17 protein-coding genes are annotated in these 18,484 nt (G+C 28.1%); 6 read left to right on the top strand and 11 right to left on the bottom strand.

Annotated elements, in window-relative coordinates:
- Window positions 1-19: 19 nt before the first annotated feature.
- Window positions 20-763, top strand: a complete 744-nt coding sequence (locus BX611_RS02230; RefSeq protein WP_240324948.1) for a head GIN domain-containing protein — start codon at window positions 20-22, stop codon at window positions 761-763.
- Here BX611_RS02230 and gldA read toward each other — a convergent pair.
- Window positions 756-1,649, bottom strand: a complete 894-nt coding sequence (gene gldA / locus BX611_RS02235; protein ID WP_115877859.1) for a gliding motility-associated ABC transporter ATP-binding subunit GldA — start codon at window positions 1,647-1,649, stop codon at window positions 756-758. The genes BX611_RS02230 and gldA overlap by 8 nt on opposite strands.
- 89 nt (window positions 1,650-1,738) lie before the next feature.
- Between gldA and BX611_RS02240 the strand changes: the two genes are divergently transcribed.
- Together BX611_RS02240 and lipB are read left to right on the top strand one after the other, a co-directional pair.
- The gene (locus BX611_RS02240; RefSeq protein ID WP_089379086.1) at window positions 1,739-1,897 is read left to right on the top strand and encodes a YqaE/Pmp3 family membrane protein; all 159 of its coding nucleotides are present in this window, start codon (window positions 1,739-1,741) and stop codon (window positions 1,895-1,897) included.
- Window positions 1,897-2,592 (top strand): lipoyl(octanoyl) transferase LipB, encoded by a 696-nt coding sequence (lipB, locus tag BX611_RS02245; RefSeq protein WP_115877860.1) that lies wholly within the window; start codon window positions 1,897-1,899, stop codon window positions 2,590-2,592. Before BX611_RS02240 ends, lipB begins: the two co-directional genes overlap by 1 nt.
- A 137-nt stretch (window positions 2,593-2,729) precedes the next feature.
- Here lipB and BX611_RS02250 read toward each other — a convergent pair whose 3' ends face one another.
- Together BX611_RS02250 and BX611_RS02255 are read right to left on the bottom strand one after the other, a co-directional pair.
- A complete protein-coding gene (locus tag BX611_RS02250) occupies window positions 2,730-3,782 on the bottom strand; it encodes a nucleoid-associated protein (RefSeq protein WP_115877861.1) in 1,053 nt (350 codons plus the stop codon).
- A 56-nt stretch (window positions 3,783-3,838) separates the two neighbouring features.
- A complete protein-coding gene (locus BX611_RS02255) occupies window positions 3,839-4,441 on the bottom strand; it encodes a ribonuclease HII (protein ID WP_115877862.1) in 603 nt (200 codons plus the stop codon).
- Window positions 4,442-4,540: 99 nt separating this feature from the next.
- Between BX611_RS02255 and BX611_RS02260 the strand changes: the two genes are divergently transcribed.
- Entirely contained in the window at window positions 4,541-6,958 is a 2,418-nt protein-coding gene (locus tag BX611_RS02260) for a putative porin (RefSeq protein ID WP_162879998.1), read from the top strand.
- Here BX611_RS02260 and nhaC read toward each other — a convergent pair.
- Window positions 6,951-8,411 (bottom strand): Na+/H+ antiporter NhaC, encoded by a 1,461-nt coding sequence (gene nhaC, locus BX611_RS02265; protein ID WP_115877864.1) that lies wholly within the window; start codon window positions 8,409-8,411, stop codon window positions 6,951-6,953. The two genes, BX611_RS02260 and nhaC, sit on opposite strands and share 8 nt — an antisense overlap.
- A 108-nt stretch (window positions 8,412-8,519) precedes the next feature.
- Entirely contained in the window at window positions 8,520-9,719 is a 1,200-nt protein-coding gene (locus tag BX611_RS02270; RefSeq protein WP_115877865.1) for an aminotransferase class I/II-fold pyridoxal phosphate-dependent enzyme, read from the bottom strand.
- A gap of 157 nt (window positions 9,720-9,876) precedes the next feature.
- Here BX611_RS02270 and BX611_RS02275 point away from each other — a divergent pair, with 157 nt between their 5' ends.
- The gene (locus BX611_RS02275) at window positions 9,877-10,341 is read left to right on the top strand and encodes an Lrp/AsnC family transcriptional regulator (protein ID WP_115877866.1); all 465 of its coding nucleotides are present in this window, start codon (window positions 9,877-9,879) and stop codon (window positions 10,339-10,341) included.
- A gap of 51 nt (window positions 10,342-10,392) precedes the next feature.
- On the opposite strand, the gene BX611_RS02280 is transcribed toward BX611_RS02275, so the two are convergent.
- The 6 genes from BX611_RS02280 to rsgA form a co-directional block, all read right to left on the bottom strand.
- Complete coding sequence (locus BX611_RS02280) at window positions 10,393-10,977, bottom strand: YceI family protein (protein ID WP_115877867.1); 585 nt, start codon at window positions 10,975-10,977, stop codon at window positions 10,393-10,395.
- 100 nt (window positions 10,978-11,077) lie between these two features.
- The gene (locus BX611_RS02285) at window positions 11,078-11,728 is read right to left on the bottom strand and encodes a YceI family protein (protein WP_115877868.1); all 651 of its coding nucleotides are present in this window, start codon (window positions 11,726-11,728) and stop codon (window positions 11,078-11,080) included.
- 92 nt (window positions 11,729-11,820) lie between these two features.
- The gene (locus BX611_RS02290; protein WP_115877869.1) at window positions 11,821-13,767 is read right to left on the bottom strand and encodes a DUF3857 domain-containing protein; all 1,947 of its coding nucleotides are present in this window, start codon (window positions 13,765-13,767) and stop codon (window positions 11,821-11,823) included.
- A gap of 2 nt (window positions 13,768-13,769) precedes the next feature.
- Window positions 13,770-15,677 (bottom strand): DUF3857 domain-containing protein, encoded by a 1,908-nt coding sequence (locus tag BX611_RS02295; protein ID WP_115877870.1) that lies wholly within the window; start codon window positions 15,675-15,677, stop codon window positions 13,770-13,772.
- Between the two features lie 79 nt (window positions 15,678-15,756).
- Window positions 15,757-16,209, bottom strand: a complete 453-nt coding sequence (gene dtd, locus BX611_RS02300) for a D-aminoacyl-tRNA deacylase (protein WP_115877871.1) — start codon at window positions 16,207-16,209, stop codon at window positions 15,757-15,759.
- 91 nt (window positions 16,210-16,300) lie between these two features.
- Window positions 16,301-17,239: a ribosome small subunit-dependent GTPase A gene (gene rsgA / locus BX611_RS02305; protein WP_115877872.1), complete on the bottom strand. Its 939-nt coding sequence runs from the start codon at window positions 17,237-17,239 to the stop codon at window positions 16,301-16,303.
- A 144-nt stretch (window positions 17,240-17,383) separates the two neighbouring features.
- On the opposite strand from rsgA, the gene corA reads away from it, so the two are divergent.
- Window positions 17,384-18,439 (top strand): magnesium/cobalt transporter CorA, encoded by a 1,056-nt coding sequence (corA, locus tag BX611_RS02310; protein WP_115877873.1) that lies wholly within the window; start codon window positions 17,384-17,386, stop codon window positions 18,437-18,439.
- Window positions 18,440-18,484: the final 45 nt, after the last annotated feature.

The following is an 18,484-nucleotide window of genomic DNA, read 5'->3' on the forward strand; positions in this document are numbered from 1 at the left end:
TTTTATTTAATAACTATTTATGAAAAAAATAATTTACATAATTTATTTAATTGGTTTTATTAGCTGTAACAGTGAAGATGCAGGAAATTGCTGGCAAACTGCGGGTACAATAATTCAACAAGAATTTGAAACACCTGTTTTTACAAGAATATTAGTACAAAAAAAAGTGGAACTTATTATTACTGAAGGTCCAACTCAAAAAGTAGTTGTAGAAACTGGAAAAAATTTAATGCCCGATATTGAAGTTCAAGTAGTAGATAACCAAATAATTATTACAAATCACAATACGTGTAACTTTTTAAGAGATTATGGCTTAACAAAAGTATATATTACTTCACCAAATATCACTGAAATTAGAAATGCCTCAGAACTTAATGTTTCATCAGCGGGTGTTTTAACATATCCTACAATATATTTAAGATCAACTGGAGAAAAAAATGATTATTTGGCAGTTGGTGATTGGCATTTAAATATTGAAAATACCAAAGTAATTATTTGGAGTAATGGTATTTCTAACTTTTATATAAATGGCACTACCAATAATTTAGATATCAATTTTTCTGACGGAGATACCCGATTTGAAGGTAAAAACTTTATAGCCCAACAAGTTAAAGTTAAAAATGTAAGCTCTAATGATATGCTTATAAATCCGGTAGAAAGTTTAACTGGCTCTATACATTCTACTGGAAATGTTGTTTCTTATAACACACCTCCTGTTGTAAATGTTGAAGAATTAAGCGTAGGTAAATTAATTTTTAAGTAGTTAATTCTCTAAATAAGCTTTCTAAATTTTTGTTTTTTGCATTTAATTGAAGTGTTTTTAAGCCATTATCATGCGCAAAATCAAATACAACAGGGCGCATATCTTTAGTTGTATTAAAAGTTAATAACCAACTTGTATCGTGTATGTTATCTGCCGATTTTAAATACGGAATTGTTTCAATAAATTGTTTCTCTATTTTAAAATCAAATTCTACTTCTAAAACTTGATCCTGATTTCCTCTTAGCTCATTTAACTTTTTATCAGCAATAATTTTTCCTTTATTAATTAAAATAACCCGGTCGCAAATTGCTTCAACTTCTTGCATAATATGTGTTGAAAAAAGTACTGTTTTATCTTTACCTATTTCCTTAATTAAGTTTCTAATTTCAACTAATTGATTTGGGTCTAAGCCTGTTGTAGGTTCATCTAAAATTAATACTTCAGGGTTGTGCAATAACGCTGCAGCCAAACCAACACGCTGGCGATATCCTTTTGAAAGTTGATTGATTTTTTTATGTGCTTCAGGTTGTAATCCAACTTTTACAATAATTTTATCAACTTCATTTTTAGAAACTTTATGAATACCTGCATTAAAAAGCAAATACTCTTTCACATACATTTCTAAATAAAGCGGATTGTGTTCTGGCAAATAACCAATGTTTTTTTGAGCATCAATTTTAGTTGTTTCAATATTAAAATTGCTCACCAAAACATCACCTTCAGATGCATTTACAAAACCAGTAATAATTTTCATCATAGTTGATTTACCAGCTCCATTTGGACCTAAAAAACCAACTATTTCACCTTTTTTTATTGAAAAACTTACATTATCTAATGCTTTTTGTTGTTCATAAAACTTGGTTATATTTTTTACTTCTATTGACATTTAACAAAAATACATTTTAATTACAATTAGTTGTTACAAAATAACGTTGTATGCGTCATATAATTTTAAGAACTTTGAAAAAAATAATTATGGGTTGTTTTAGAGTATTACTTTGTATCATTTTTCCTCCGTTAGCAGTTATTGATAAAGGGTGTGGATCAATTATTATTGTATTTATTTTAACTTGTTTAGGTTGGATCCCAGGAGTTATTGCAGCATTAATTATTAACAACAATCCTAAAAACTAATGCAAAAAGTTAAATTAATTGATTTAGGTTTAAAAGATTATAAAGAAACTTGGGAATATCAAGAAACGCTTTTTCAAGACACTATAAATATAAAAATTAATAATAGACGTAATAATTTAATAAATGAAACTTCAAATTATTTTTTATTTGTTGAACATCCACATGTTTACACTCTAGGAAAAAGTGGAGATATTAGTAACTTGTTATTAAATGAAGAACAATTAAGCCAAAAGGGAGCTACTTTTTATAAAATAAACCGAGGTGGTGATATTACGTATCATGGCCCTGGACAAATTGTTGGTTATCCTATTATAGATTTGGACAATTTTTTTACTGATATTCATAAATACTTACGTTTTTTAGAAGAAGTTATTATAAAAACTTTAGCAGAATATAACTTAAAATCTGAACGTAGCGAAGGTGAAACTGGTGTTTGGCTTGATGTTGGGACTCCTTTTGCTCGTAAAATTTGTGCTTTAGGTGTAAGAACAAGTAGATGGGTAACAATGCACGGTTTTGCTCTAAATGTAAATACCAATTTAGGTTATTTTGATAATATTATTCCCTGCGGAATTAAAGGTAAAGCAGTTACTTCTTTAGAGGCTGAATTAGGTGAAAAAGTTGATTTAGAAGAAGTAAAAGAAAAAATCTTAAAACATTTTACTGAATTATTTGAAGTTGAATTTTTAAATTAAAATAGGATGAGATGCTGAATCAAGTTCAGCATGACGTTAATGTTCTAGATAATTATTAGCTAAAAAAAACTTTAGAAAATCATGGATGAAATTTACCTCTGAGCCTTTGTTACTTATAACTTTTGCGCTTTTAAAATCTAATCTTCTTCGTTAAAATAAACCTTGTAAAATTTCATTTTTTTCTCCTCATCAAATCCTTTTTCTAAATACTCACTTGCCGCGTCGGGAGCGTCAATATCCAACTTAATTTGAATATTGGTATCTAATTTTATTTCAGTTTTAATTTTTTGTTTTTGCTTCTTTAAAACAATGTCAGAAATAGCAAATTGGTTTCTAACCAAAACATCATTTATTTCTTCAAACTGTTTTTTATAGTTATCAAACAATGGCTTAAAATCTTCATTTTCTTCAAAAACCTCATCTTTAAAATCGTGAATATTTACATCCTCATTTTCTTTGAAAAAATCGACTGTTTTTGCTAAAAATTTTGTTTTCTCCTGTACACCAAAATCTTCTTTTATCACTTCTTCAGAAAAATCTTTACACATTTCAATGTAGTTTTGGGTATGCTGGTTGCTATCATCTGCATACTTAACATTTAAAAAGTTTTTAACCCAATATTGCGCATCATAATTATTTGTATCTACACTTAAAACCACTCTTCCTTCAGCATCTGTTGAATTAATTATTAAACAACCTTTATCTAACTTTTTGGTGCTAATTCCTTTTTGAACAAAAACATCTAAACTGTCTTTTTCCATGAAGGTTTGAAAGAAATTTATTTTGTTTTCAATTTTAAAAATACCTAAAGCCTGCGTAATAACATCATTATATTCAATATCTTCAAATAATGCAATAATTACATCTCCGGTTTTTATTTGTGCTGAATTTGATTGCTCAAATAAATGATTTACAATATGTTTTGAAATATCAACAAATGAAGTTTCATCCTTAAATATTTCAGCAGCATAATTATTTATTTCATTCAGCTCTATATTTGCATGGTGATTAAAACGAAAACTTTCCGCAACATTTCCAAAAGGTTTCAATAAAAAAGGTTTCATTAACTCGTAACTTTCTTCATCAAAAGTGATAACATTTTCTGAAAAAATATTGGTAGCACTATTAAATTTGTTACCCACTTTATGAATTATAAACTTTGAAATTGAAACTCTATTTCTTTTAATCATTTTTTACATTTTTTAAAGAACGCAAATGTAAAATTTTAATGACACTTTTTAAGAAATTATAGCTCTAATTTTAATTGTTCAGGAAGTAAACGAAATGTTTTTCTATGATAATTGGTTATTCCAAGCGCTCTAATTGCGTCTCTATGCTGTTTTGTTGGATAACCTTTGTTTTGCTTCCAAAAATAATTAGGGAATTCCATATCAATTTTTTGCATAAACTCATCTCTATACGTTTTTGCTAAAACGGAAGCTGCAGCAATACTCATATATTTAGCATCTCCTTTTACAATTGTTTTGTGAGGAATATTTTTAAAAGGTTTAAATTTATTACCATCAACAATTATATGCTCAGGAGCAATAGAAAGCATTTCAATAGATTTATGCATTGCCAAAATAGAAGCTTGTAAAATATTTATTTCATCAATTTTAAGTTCGCTTATAAATGCAACTCCAAAAGCCAAAGCATTTTCTTCAATAAAAGGCTTTAAAATAATACGCTGTTTTTCAGTTAGTTGTTTAGAATCATTTAATAATGGGTGTTCAAAATTTTCAGGTAAAATAACTGCTGCAGCCACCACAGGACCAGCCAAACAACCTCTACCTGCTTCATCTGTACCTGCTTCTAGCTGATTTTTAAAATAATATTTTTTGAGTCCCATTTAAAAAAAATAATAATGTAAAATTAATAAAACTTATCATTGCAATTTACTATTATTATTTTCGTTCAAATATTTTACCTTTGCCACTTAATGTTTTATATGAAAAAAGTATTATTAGTATTGTTTTTGGTTTTTTACTTTGTAAATGCTAGTGCCCAAGTTATGAAGATGCAAGGACAAGGAGGAGGAATAGGTGGAAATAATATGTTTAAAAGTGATTCCTCTAAATTTAATAGCAAAGTTGATATTAAACTTAGCGGAAAAACTAAGTACACAGATTTTAAAATGTTTTCGATTGATAATGATACTACATATATTGATACTACTTTAACTTTACAAAAAGATTTTATATTTAATTATATCCGTAAAGATAATTTTGAATTATTGCCTTTTCATAACCAAGGACAAACTTTTAATAAATTAGCCTATAATTTTGAAACAAATTCTGTTTTTCCAGAAATGGGAATGGATGCAAAACAATTTAATTATTATAAAGTTGAAGATATAAAATACTACTACATTCCAACCCCAACTTCTGAAGTTATGTATAGAACTGGCCTTGAACAAGGACAAGTTTTAAACGCATTTTTAACAATGAATACTTCGCGTCAGTTTAATTTTTCAGTTGCTTATAAAGGGTTACGATCTTTAGGAAAATATAGAGAATCATTAGCCAGTCACGGTAATTTCAGAACAACTTTCAATTATCATTCTAAAAATGAAGTTTATGCTTTAAAAGGACATTTCTCTTCATTTGATCTTCTAAATAATGAAAACGGTGGTTTGACAGAGCAATCTATAATTTATTTTGAAGAAAATGATCCAAATTATACAGATAGAGGTCGTTTAGATGTTAATTATTCAGATGCTGAAAATATGTTGGAAGGAAAACGCTATTTTATAGACCAAACCTTTACACTTTTTTCTAAAAAAAATACACTTACAAAAAAGCATTTAAAAATTCAGAATTTAATAAAACAACAAAAATTAGATTCCATTAAAAATGCTCTTGCCGCTAAAACAGTAGATTCTACAAAAGTAGATTCAATAAATCCCAAAAAAATAGAACCTAAGGAAATTTCTAAAATTAAAAAAGGAACTCTTAAAAAGGACTCATTATCCTTACAAAAAAAATTATTAGACTCAACACAAACGTTTATTAAGAATGACTCTTTAGCAATATTAAATACACCTTTAGATGCTGTTGTTTTAATAAAAAAAGATACTTTAATACCTTTACCTCAAATTGATTCGACAAAAATTTCAATTAAAAAGAAGGATTCTATACTTCCAAATTTGAAAAGCAAAAAAGAGTTGGTCTTAAACAAAAAAACTTCTAAAAAAATAAAGGAAACTTCGAAAGATTCTTCAAAAGTTACTGTTTCAAAATTAGATTCAATTAAGAATATTACAGATAATGTGGAGTTTAAATTTGGTCATAAATTTATATACGAAACCAAACACTATAGATTTAAAAAAGTTGAAGCAGGAACATTTTTTGGAGGTGCTTATGAAAGTCCTATCGCAGATCATACTTCATATCAAAATATGGAGAATCAAGTATATTTAGAGTTAAATACACATTATACCGGTGTTATAAGAGCAAAAGCTAATTATTACAACTATAATTATCACTATAACAGTATTTTATATTTAGATACTATCACTATTTCTGATAAATTAAAAGGAAATGCACTTTCTGTGGGTGCAGATTGGAAAGCAAAAATTGGTAAGTTAATTTTAAAGGCTGATGTTAATTCAATGATTTCTGGCAACTTAACTGGAAACTCTATAAAAGCTTCAGTAAATTATAAAAAAGATAGTGTTTTTAGCATAAAAGGATATGCTGAAGTTACTTCTAAATCGCCAACTTTAAATAAAATATTATATCAAAGTGCTTTTAAAGATTACAATTGGAAAAACGATTTTAATAATGAAGAAATTAAAAATGCAGGTGTTGAATTTATATTAAACAAGTGGGGAAGCATTAATGCCTCCTACAATTTAATTGATAATTATACTTATTTTGATACTATTTCTCGCCCAACACAAGCTAATGAAACTTTAAATTACATTAAAGTAAAAGCAAATCAGCACTTTACTTATAAAAAATTTACTCTTGACAATACAGTAATGTACCAAACGGTATTGGATGGAGAATCCTTTTTTAATGTACCACAAATTGTTTCAAGAAACACCTTGTATTTTGCCAGCCATTTATTTAAAGGGGACCCATTATACTTACAAACCGGTGTTACTTTTAAATATTTTACAGCATTTAAAGCGAATGCTTATAATCCTTTATTAAGTGAATTTGTTCTTCAAAATAAAACAGAAATTGGCAATTACCCTATTTTAGATTTTTTCTTTAATATGCAGGTTCAAAGAACACGTATATTTTTAAAAGTGGAAAATTTTGGTGCTGGCTTTACAGGTAGAAATTATTATTCTGCACCGTCATATCCATACAGAGATTTAACTGTTAGATTTGGTTTGGTTTGGAATTTCTTTATTTAGATGCTAATTGTTTAATTTTAATATTTAAAGCAGCAAAAAATAAGGTCATAAATGGACTTAGCCAATTGAATATTGCATACACAAAATAATCTGCAACACCCACTCCTAAAACAGTAGATTGATAAGCTCCACAAGTGTTCCAAGGTATTAAAACAGATGTAACAGTACCTGAATCCTCTAAACTTCTACTTAAATTTTCAGGTGCTAAACCTTTATCTTCAAAAGCTTTTTTAAACATTTTTCCAGGAATTACAATAGCTAAATATTGATCGGAAGCAATGGCATTTAAACCTAAACAACTAACAACAGTACTTGCAAATAAACCAAATACTGAAGAGGCTATTTTTAATAAAGCGTCTGTAATTCTTGTTAATGCACCTATACCATCCATTATACCTCCAAAAACCATTGCACAACAAATCAAGAAAATAGTCCATAGCATTCCTTGCATTCCTCCTGCGCTAAATAGTTCATTTAGCTTTTCATTATCAGTTGTAATTTCAGTATCAATAAATATAGCGTTTATTATAGATTGAAAATTGGAATCAGACAACGTATTTAATATATCTGATTGAAAAATAAATGCGAAAACAGCTGCCAATAAAACCCCAACTCCAAGTGCAATTAACGGCTTTGTTTTGGTAACAATTAATATAATTACAACCAAAGGAACAATAAACAAATATGGTGAAATATTAAATGTATTACTTATAGTATTTAATAAACCACTAACATCAGCATTACCCGAAGTATCAATAGTTAAACTTAAAATACTAAATACCACAATTGTAATTAATATTGTAGGCACCGTTGTAATTGACATATATCGTATATGCGTAAATAAATCTGTTCCTGCCATAGCTGGTGCCAAATTAGTTGTATCACTTAAAGGTGACATTTTATCACCAAAATAAGCTCCAGAAATTACTGCTCCAGCAATCATTCCTGTAGGTATTCCTAAAGCTGTTCCAATACCAACCAAAGCAATACCTACTGTTGCTGATGTAGTCCAAGAGCTTCCTGTTGCAACCGAAATTATTGCTGCAATAACAACCGATGCTGGCAAAAATATTGATGGATTTAATACTTGCAATCCGTAATATACCATTGCCGGTATTATACCACTTACCAACCAGGTGCCTGCTAATGCGCCAACTAAAAACAATATCATTATAGGAATAAGAACACTCTTTAAGTTATCAATAATTTCAGTAATCATTGTTTTAATGTTTACTTTATTGAAAAAACCTACTATTGCTGCAACCAAACCACCTAACAACAAAATAAACTGATTAGAATATTCACCTAATAACTCGCCCCCTGCATAAAAAATATTATAGGCTAACATAAGCATTAAGGCAACCACAGGAATTAGTGCTTCCCAAATATTAAGTTCAATATTATTTATAATATCATGGTCTTCATTTTCAGGTAGGTTCTTGTTTTCTTGCATGTTTAATTTTTAGGAATGTAATAATACACAAATTTGCAAGTTTACACAAATGAAAAGCCTCATTCTAAATTTAGAATGAGGCTAAGGATATATAAAAAGAACCGTAATTTACAATACACCCACTTTTACCATACACTTTCTCATTGCTCTGTATGTACGTTCAATATCATTGTCCAAGCCAATAGAAAATCGAATAATCCCATCTGAAAGCCCCATTTCAATTTGTTCCTCTTCAGGAATTTCTGAAGAAGTACTTGTTCCTGGTGCACTAAACAATGTTTTATAAAAGCCCAAACTAACTGCTAAATAACCTAAATTTTCATTTTGCATAAGTTCCATTAACTCGTTTGCTTTACCTAAATTACCAACATCAATTGTTAAAATACCTCCAAAACCATATTCTTGATTGTACATTTTTTTAAAAAGTTCATTGTCTGGATGACTTTTTAACCCTGGATATACAACTTTTAAGCCATCGTCTTCAAAATTTTCAGCTAAATACATTGCATTTTCACTGTGTTTTTTCATTCTGATATGAAGTGTTCTCAGATTTTTTAAAATGCTAGCAGCACGTAAACTATCCATAACTGGGCCTAATAACATTGCAGCTCCATCATTTACATTTCTTAAACTATCAATAAATTCTTGACTTCCACAAACTACACCTCCAACAGTATCATTTGTACCATTTATAAATTTTGTTAAACTATGAATTGTAATATCTGCACCCAATTTTTGCGGTGAAATTATTAATGGAGAAAAGGTATTATCAACAACCAATAAAATATTGTGCTTTTTAGCAACTTTAGATAATTCAGCAATGTTTGCAATTTCTAATAACGGATTGCTAATTGCTTCACAATAAATCATTTTTGTAGTTGGAGTTATAGCATTTTCAACAGCTTCCAAAGAAGTAATATCGATAAAAGAAGTTGTTATATTAAGTTTTGGAGCAAAGTTTTTTAGAAAAGCATAACTTCCACCATAAATAGTTCTGCTTGAAACAATATGATCTCCCGCAGCACAAATTTGTAAAAAAACAGAGGTAATTGCTCCCATACCTGAAGCTGCAACATTTGCTGTTTCAGTAAATTCCATGGCTGCTAACGCCTTGCTTAAGTATAAATTACTTGGACTTGTATGACGCGAATACAAATAACATCCTTCTGCGTGACCTTCAAAAGTATCAAGCATCGTTTTTGCGTGTAAAAACGTATAGGTTGCCGAATCTGAAATTGAAGGATTTACACCTCCAAATTCTCCGAAATATTGTAAATCTTGTATTTTATTTGCCGGTTTATTACTCATGATAAAAACATTTATTTTTATAAAGTTACAATACATCAACTTAATAAACTGTAATAATTAATTTATTTAGTGTTTTTTACTTCTATTTAGGCATTAAATAGCATATTTTCCTTTTGTAATAAATTATTTTTTATATTTTTAGAAAAAATTACTATTCATGATAAATTTAGACGAAACCGATAAAAAAATATTGACAATTCTTCAACAAAATTCTAAAGCAAATATTAAAGAAATAGGGTTAAAAATTAGTTTAACACAAACTCCAACTTATGAACGAATTAAAAGATTGGAGAAATTGGGTATTATTCAAAAGTATATTGCCGTATTAAATAAAGAAAAAATTGGCTATACCGTTGAAGTATTTTGTCAGGTAACTTTATTGGTTCATTCAAAAGAATTAATCACAAAATTTGAAAAAGCGGTGAATGCTATGGAAGAAGTTATTGAGTGTTTTCACGTTGCTGGTAATTATGATTATTTATTAAAAGTTATTGTTAAAAATATGAATAGCTATCAATATTTTTTAAAAAATAAATTGTCTGTTTTAGATTCAGTTGGCAATGTACAAAGCACCTTTGTAATGAGTTCAACAAAAGACAATTCTATTTTTAATTTGACATAAAAAAAAGCTCAAATTTTAAATTTGAGCTTTTTAATTAAATATTTTTTAATCTTATTTATTTGCAACTAGTGTAACCTGCAAATCAAACTCATCGTTTACAAACTTATCTTTTAAATCATTAAAAAACGTTTTTGATTTGTACTTAACATTAAAATCGGCTCTATTAATTTGAAAAACACTACTCATTAAAGTAACCGCTCCTTCGGTTTCAGAAATCTCTGCTTCAAAAGAAATTTCTTTAGTAATTCCTTTTATGGTCATATTTCCAGTAATAATTGCATTTCCATCTTCCATTTCAACTTCTGTAATATTAAAAGTTGCAGTTGGGTAAGTTTCAATTTCAAAAAAGTCTGCAGATTTTAAATGCCCTTCTAATTTAGCACTACCATCTGCATCTTTAATTGATGACATATCTGCAATAAAAGAGCCTCCTATTATATATTCATCTTGCATTGCTAAAGTTCCGGACTGTAGCATAATTGTTCCAGTATGTGAACCCGTTGGTTTGTAACCGCTCCAAGTTATTGTAGAACTTGTTACATCAACCTTTAAAGTATTTTGAATAGTTGGTATTTGGTTTGTAAATGACATTGCAATAAATGCAACTGCCAAAATCAAAATTCCTGTTTTTTTCATTTTTTTTATTATTTTTATAGTTAGCAATTACAATAGTACACTTTTATTGTAAAACCTTACAAAAAAATTACCTCATTTAATAATACATTAACAATACTTTTTATTTTGAGGCATTAATTTCAAAAGAAATTTCAAATTCGTCATTAATAAACTGATCTTTTAAATCGTTAAAGAATTTTTGAGATTTAAATCTGATATCAAATTCAGTTCTATCTATTTTAAAAGCATTACCGGTAAGCTTAACACCTGTATCTGTAACTTTTAGTTCAGCTGGAAATTCAATACTTTTAGTAATTCCTTTAATAGCTAAATTTCCTTTAATAAAAATTTCATCACTTTTATTAGCTACCTCAACTATTTCAAAAGTTGAAGTTGGATTGTTTTCAACATCAAAAAAATCACCACTTTTTAAATGCCCTTTTAATTTTGCATTGTACTCATCATCTTCAGGCATATCCAATACGGTAATTGTATTCATATCAAATACAAATTTACCTGCTATTAATTTTCCTCCTTTAATTTCCATAGAACCTTTATTAACAGTTACAGTTCCATTGTGAGTACCCGTTGGTTTAGAACCTTTCCAATTTAAAATTGAAGTTTTAGAGTTTACCATATAAACAGCATCGGCTATTTTTGGAGTTTCTGTTATAGTTGCTTCAACTTCATTCACTTTTTCTTCTTTAGTTTTCTCTTTACAAGAAATAAATAGTACGCTTAATCCTAAAATAAATACACTTAATTTTTTCATTTTTATAGTAGTTTATAATTTAATAGCAATTATACTAAATAAATTTTTAGGATAATTCGTCAAGAAAAATAATTGATTTTAAAATGGAAATATCAGCCTTTTACAAGTACTATTTTTTCTGTATTTTTTTCTACAATAATTTTATAAAACCCCTTAATTTCTTGATAATTTTGAGCTGGTATTACTCCTTGATTTACTTCAACAAATGATGTTAATAAAATTTTAGTACCAGACTGCTTAATTGAATAAATAAACTTACCAATATTATTACTTAATCCAATTGCCAAATTTTCTGGTAACGATTCTATACTATAACCTGCTGGAATTTCTATTGCAGTTATTACTCTTTTTTGCCAAGGCGCACCAAAATCTATTGGGTATTCTCTTTTTTCTAACTTAAATGGATTTTCTTTTTCAGACAAAAATAACATAGGCGACAAATACATTTTATCCCCAATTATTTCTACACCATCTTCTTTTTCAAATTGATAAATTTCAAGAATTGGTTTAGAAATTTCATTTAAATTTGTAACTCTAAAATTCAATATTTCAATATCATTATTACGCTGTTCAATATTACTTATTAATTCGTCTTCATCAAGATCAGTATTTTCATTTCTATAATTAATTGTTGCCAAATTTTCATATTTAACCCTTGTTAATCCTTCTATTAAACCATCTTCATTTATTTTATAGTCTAAAGTAAATTCATTATTTGAAGGTATTGAAGTAGCTAAATCAATAAAATCAACAGTTTCATTATCTCTAATAATTGTTCCTTTCCAATTTAATGCCCTAATTGGCAATACATTTGTTAAACTGAATTTTTCCGATGCATCAACTAAAACCTCTCCTTCTTCAGTCTCTGCCAATGCAACAACATAGTTAAACCCTCTGTTAGTTGGTGTTATTGGAATCCCATGTTTTCGGGTACTTACTAATACAGGATTTGCATTAATACCTAATTCTCTTAAAACTGCAACAAGTGTTAAATTAATATCTCCAATATTTCCACTTCCTTCAGAATAGGCTTTTTTTAATCCTTTTTCTGAATACTGACCAAAATTTCCATTCCATTTTATCTTACTTTTTACAAACTCTAATGCACCTGCAATTTTAGCTTGATTTGTTTTAAATTCCCCTTTTAATTTAATTATATCTTCTTTTAAGTGCTTTGTTTTTTTCAATTCCCCGCCAAATGATGAACTTTTCAATATCTTTTTAGCAACCTCATCCCAACTTGTTGCATAATTCTCGAATAACCCATACTCGGGTGCAGACAATGACGCTACTTCCAATTGTAGAGAAGCGGCATAATTACTCATATTATTTACATAAGGTTCTGCTTTTAAAGCTGGAATATTTTCCTCCAAGACTTCAATAACTTTATCACTTGTTTTTAAGGCACTATTAAATTTAGTTGACTCATTTATATTAAATGGATAATACCCTTTTTGACGCTTATTAAATAAAAACCACTCTAGCAGTTTAACCCTAGCTTCCAACTTTTTAATTGGAATTTCTTGCTGTACAACAACATCATCAATACTTGAAATATAAGGAGAATAAACTTTATAAGACCATTCTAATACAGATCCTTCTTTTAGATTTGGCATTGTAAATTTTTTAACCTTCCAATGCTCACTTTTTTGTTCACTAAAAATAGCATCTTTATTTAATTTGGTTTCTTGTATTTTATTATCCTCAAAATTATATGTAACGGCCTTTATATTGGATACATTTTCACTATTACTATTAGAATTTCCATACAAATTAATTTCCACTGTAGACCAATCAAAACCTTCTTTGTTATATATTTTCATTCTTACCTGAATTTCGGTAATAAGTCTGATTGAACCACCACTTATCGCAGTGTACGTTGATCTTTTTTTATACAAATAAGCTGCATTAGCTGTTGAATCTAGTGGATAAAACTTCTCTTGTAACTCTTCTTTTGAAACTTTTCCAAATTTAAAATCTTGACTGTAGCTAATTTGAATAAATGCTAATGCAAGCATTGTTAATAATACCTTTTTCATATTTATTTTTTTATTAAAACCATTTTTGATTTATCATTTTTTGCAATTTTTTTCAAAAAATCACGAAAACTATTGTAAAATTCCTTTGAATGATAACCATTTTTAAAAAGTAATTCACGTTTGTATTTAAGGGTTTGATCTGATATTTTTTCAACTGTTAATTTATAAGTACCAAATTCACAATCAATTTCAACATTTTTAGCAATTGCCTCAATTTTATAACTTGTAGGAAGTTCTACCTCAACTTCATCAACATCGTAAAACCCCCTACTTATTTCTATTGGAAATTTGCGATTTCTAATACGTTTGGGAACACTTTCAAATACATTAAAAGCATTTATTGGAAAAATCATTCGTTCACCAGTTATTAAGCCATAATTACTAGCTGAAAAACTCACACTTTCTTCAAACCTCCCCTCTTTTTTATTATTTGAAATATCAATAGCATCAATTGTAATATTATTTATATTATCCCAAAATTCTTTGTATAATTTATCAAGTTCTTTTGTTGTTCTTCCTTCGTAAAATATATGATTGTCGAACTGGGTTCCAGAACAAACCATATTAACATTAGCTTTAATAGAACCATCATTGTTCAAAACGTATTTTCCAATAATTTTTTGATGATTTTCTTTATCATCATATACTCTTGTATGCTTTATTTCCCCTCCTTCTGGTGTTATAACAAGTGCATTTCTATCGTCCGTAAAATCACCTCCATCGGCAAAAGGTGTTTTTTGACTGGTACACTCTAACCATAAATCTCCACTATCAGTTGGAAGATTTAAAATAACATGATTACCTTGTACCGACAAAAATTCATGTTCTATATCTTGTTTCTTTGTATCACCATAAATTACTGTGTAATTAGAAGTAACACCAACTGCATCTAACAATGTTTTAGTATAATTTGTTAAAGCTTTGCAATCTCCATAACTTAATTTATCAACCTCACTTGCTAACATTGGCTTAAAACCTCCAACACCTACTTGAATACTTATATACCTAACTTTATCTTGTACATAATTATATACAATCTTGGCTTTTTCTATTGGATTATCAGTTATACCGGTTAAAGTTTGAATTTCCTTTTTTGTAGATTCAGGTAAATCAAACGTACTTTTTAGTAAATTTTCATAATACCATTTACCAAATTCCTTCCAATTATTAGCTTCACCATCAATACCTTCCAAATTAAATTTATTTACTCCAAATTTTACATTTGGAGTAAACTTGTTTATTGAAGGTGAATAAGGCTCTGGATCTTCCGCAGGAATATTTTCTATTAAATATGTTAAAGTTCTGGCATCTTCAGTTTTATTAATTACATAATTATTAAAATTCTTTTCATCCTTTCTAAGAATTATATCTGATGGATATTTTATATTATATGTTGATTTTTGAAGACTTTGTTTGTAAGTACCAACTGGAAACCAAGAACGGATAAATGCCGTATTTGATGTTTTCACCTCATATTTATAATGGATAGTATAAGGATAACCTACTGGAATGTAATTATAATATAACACTCTATTATCTGAATACAGCGAACCTCCAGAAGCACTATAATCATTCAAATCGCTTTTTTTTATTTTTTTTATTTCTTTACCGTTTTCATTATAAACATATGCTTTTACACTTTTTACATCTGTACCTTTATCATAGTAAATTGTAATATCAGCAAATTCATCCGCTAAATCATTATAAATAGTAATTGCCGCATCAACGCTATATGTCATTTGGCGTTGAGATTGAATCTCAACCGAAAAATTTTCAAATCTAATTATAGAATTTGCATCTTTTGTAAGAGCTTCTGGAATTTCAGAAACATTAAAATTGTATTCTTGTGAATAGGAAAATAGGTTAAAAAAAAGCAATAAATAGAACGGGGAGATTCTTATTTTTTTCATAGAAATTAATTTTATGTAAAAAAACAAAAATATCTTTAAATAAACCTTGACAATTATCAGGCTGTAATAATTACCAAATCTATACCCTTTCCTTTGAATCAATTATAATTGTAACCGGACCATCATTTACAAGTGTAACTTTCATATCTGCACCAAATACACCTGTTCCAACTTTTTTATTTAATTCAGCCTCAATTTGACTTACAAATTGATTGTAAAGTGGAACGGCAACTTCGGGTTTTGCAGCTTTAATATAAGATGGACGATTTCCTTTTTTTGTGCTTGCTTGTAGTGTAAACTGGCTAACAACAATGGCATCTCCATTAATATTAATTAACGAATTATTCATAACGCCATTTTCATCATTAAAAATTCTAAGATTTGCAATTTTTTTTGTCAACCAATCAATATCTTCTTTGGTATCTTCTTCAACAATTCCAACTAAAATAAGCAGTCCACTTTTAATTTTACTAACTACTTTTCCATCAATTGTAACAGAAGCTTCTAAAACTCTTTGAATAACTGCTCTCATTCTATTGGTTTTTGGTTGTTAGTTTTTAGTTTTAAAAACATTTAAACTTTTTAATCTTTTTTACTTTTCAACTTTTCACTTTCAAACTTCCCTACCCATAAATATCGGTTCTATAATGCTCTTCATCTCCTTCAACCATTTGTAAATAACTATTGTAACGTGAGTAAGCTATTTCACCATTTTCTACAGCTTCTTTAATAGCACATTTTGGCTCGTTAATATGTAAACAATTATTAAACTTACATTTTGATTTCAGCTTAAAAAACTCAGGAAAATAATCCGTAATTTGATGTGGTTCAAAATCCACAACGCCAAAACCCTTAATTCCAGGAGTATCAATAATAAAACCTCCAAAACTTAATTGAAACATCTCGGCAAATGTTGTAGTGTGCATACCTTGTTTATGCTGCTTAGAAACTTCTTTTGTTTTTAAATTTAATGATGGCTCAATAGCATTTATTAAGGTAGATTTTCCAACCCCTGAATGTCCTGAAAACATTGTAGTTTTATTTTTCATTAATGCTTTCACCTCATCAATACCAATATTTTTTGTTGCTGAAATAGCTATACATTTATAACCAATATCTGTATAAATAGCATCTAACATTGCAAGTTTTTCAAGTTCATCATCAGAATAAATATCTAATTTATTAAATAGCAGTACCACAGGTATATTATAGGCCTCTGCCGTTGCTAAAAACCTATCTATAAAACCCGTAAATGTTGGAGGGTTATCTATTGTAACTAATAAAAAAGCGATGTCTATATTTGCAGCAATTATATGGGTTTGTTTAGAAAGTTTTACAGATTTTCGAATTATATAATTTTTCCTGTCGAATATTTTATTAATAACACCCGTTTCCTTTCCTTCTTCATATTCAAATTTAACATAATCACCTACTGCAACTGGGTTTGTACTTTTAATCCCTTTTATTCTGAATTTACCTTTTAACCTACAATCAATACTAGTACCTTCATCAGTAAATACTGTATACCAACTTCCTGTAGATTTTGTTACAACTCCTTTCATAAGCACAAATATAGTTTAAAGTATTCAACTAAATAACCATTTAATTTAGTTTAAAAGCTTCATTTATTAATGAATTTAAACTTTTTATTAAAAATATATTTTATACATTTAACTTAATTACAAGGGTAATTAAACTCAAAAAAAATGCGCAAAAAAACACTAAGTAGAAAAAAAATAAATCCGTCTACTCCAATTTTCACCGGTATAAAATATTCCGATGATCTTAAAATGCAACTTTTCATTTATAACAAAAATGAATATGTTGAAAATTCGAAATTTTATGAAAAAGATTTTAACGGTTTTACTGACGAAACAAAACAATATTGGCTGAATACACATGCCATACATGACACCGAACAAATAACTAAAATTTGTAAAAAGGCCAAAATACATGATTTAGTTATTCAGGATATTTTAGATGTAAATCAACGTCCAAAATTTCAAGAATATGAAGATTATTGGTTTTTCTCCATAAAATCTTTGTTACCCTCAGAAACAATAGAAATTGAAGGCGAACAATTAAGTTTTGTTTTAGGCAAAAACTTTTTAATTTCTTTTCAAGAGAAAAAAGCAGACCATTTTGAACATGTAAGACATAGAATAAGAGAAAATCTTGGCATTTTAAGAGAAAGAGGTACCGATTATTTACTGTTTCTATTACTCGAGTCCATATTGGATAATTATTTTAAAACGATAGAAAACATTGAAGATAAGGTTGAAAATTTTGCGCTAATTGATATTAATGAAGATCCGTCTCCTGCGCTTTTAAATACCATTGAAAATTATAAAAGACAGTTGCATTCTCTTAAAAAAACAATTCTTCCAATTAGAGATTTTGTTTCAAAAGTTGAACGTGAAAAGTTTAATCTCATTCAACAAAAACATATAAAATACTTTTTTGAACTTAAAGATATCTGTTTAACGCTTTTAGATAATTGCGATAAAATTGAAGCTCGACTAGAAAGTAATATAAATTTATTTTTTTCTATTCAAGGTCATAGAATGAATCAGGTTATGAAAACCTTAACAGTAGTGTCAACAATTTTTATTCCACTTACTTTTTTGGCAGGAATTTATGGAATGAATTTTAAAAATATGCCCGAATTATCTTGGAAATGGGGGTATTATAGTTTTTGGATAATTATAGTAATTGTTTTTATAATTATGTTATCATATTTTAAAAGGAAAAAGTGGTTTTAAACCATCTTTTTTCATATAATTTTATTTGAAAAAAATCTACAATTT

It is taken from the genome of Lutibacter oceani (genome assembly GCF_003384935.1).
Classification (GTDB): Bacteria; Bacteroidota; Bacteroidia; order Flavobacteriales; family Flavobacteriaceae; genus Lutibacter; species Lutibacter oceani.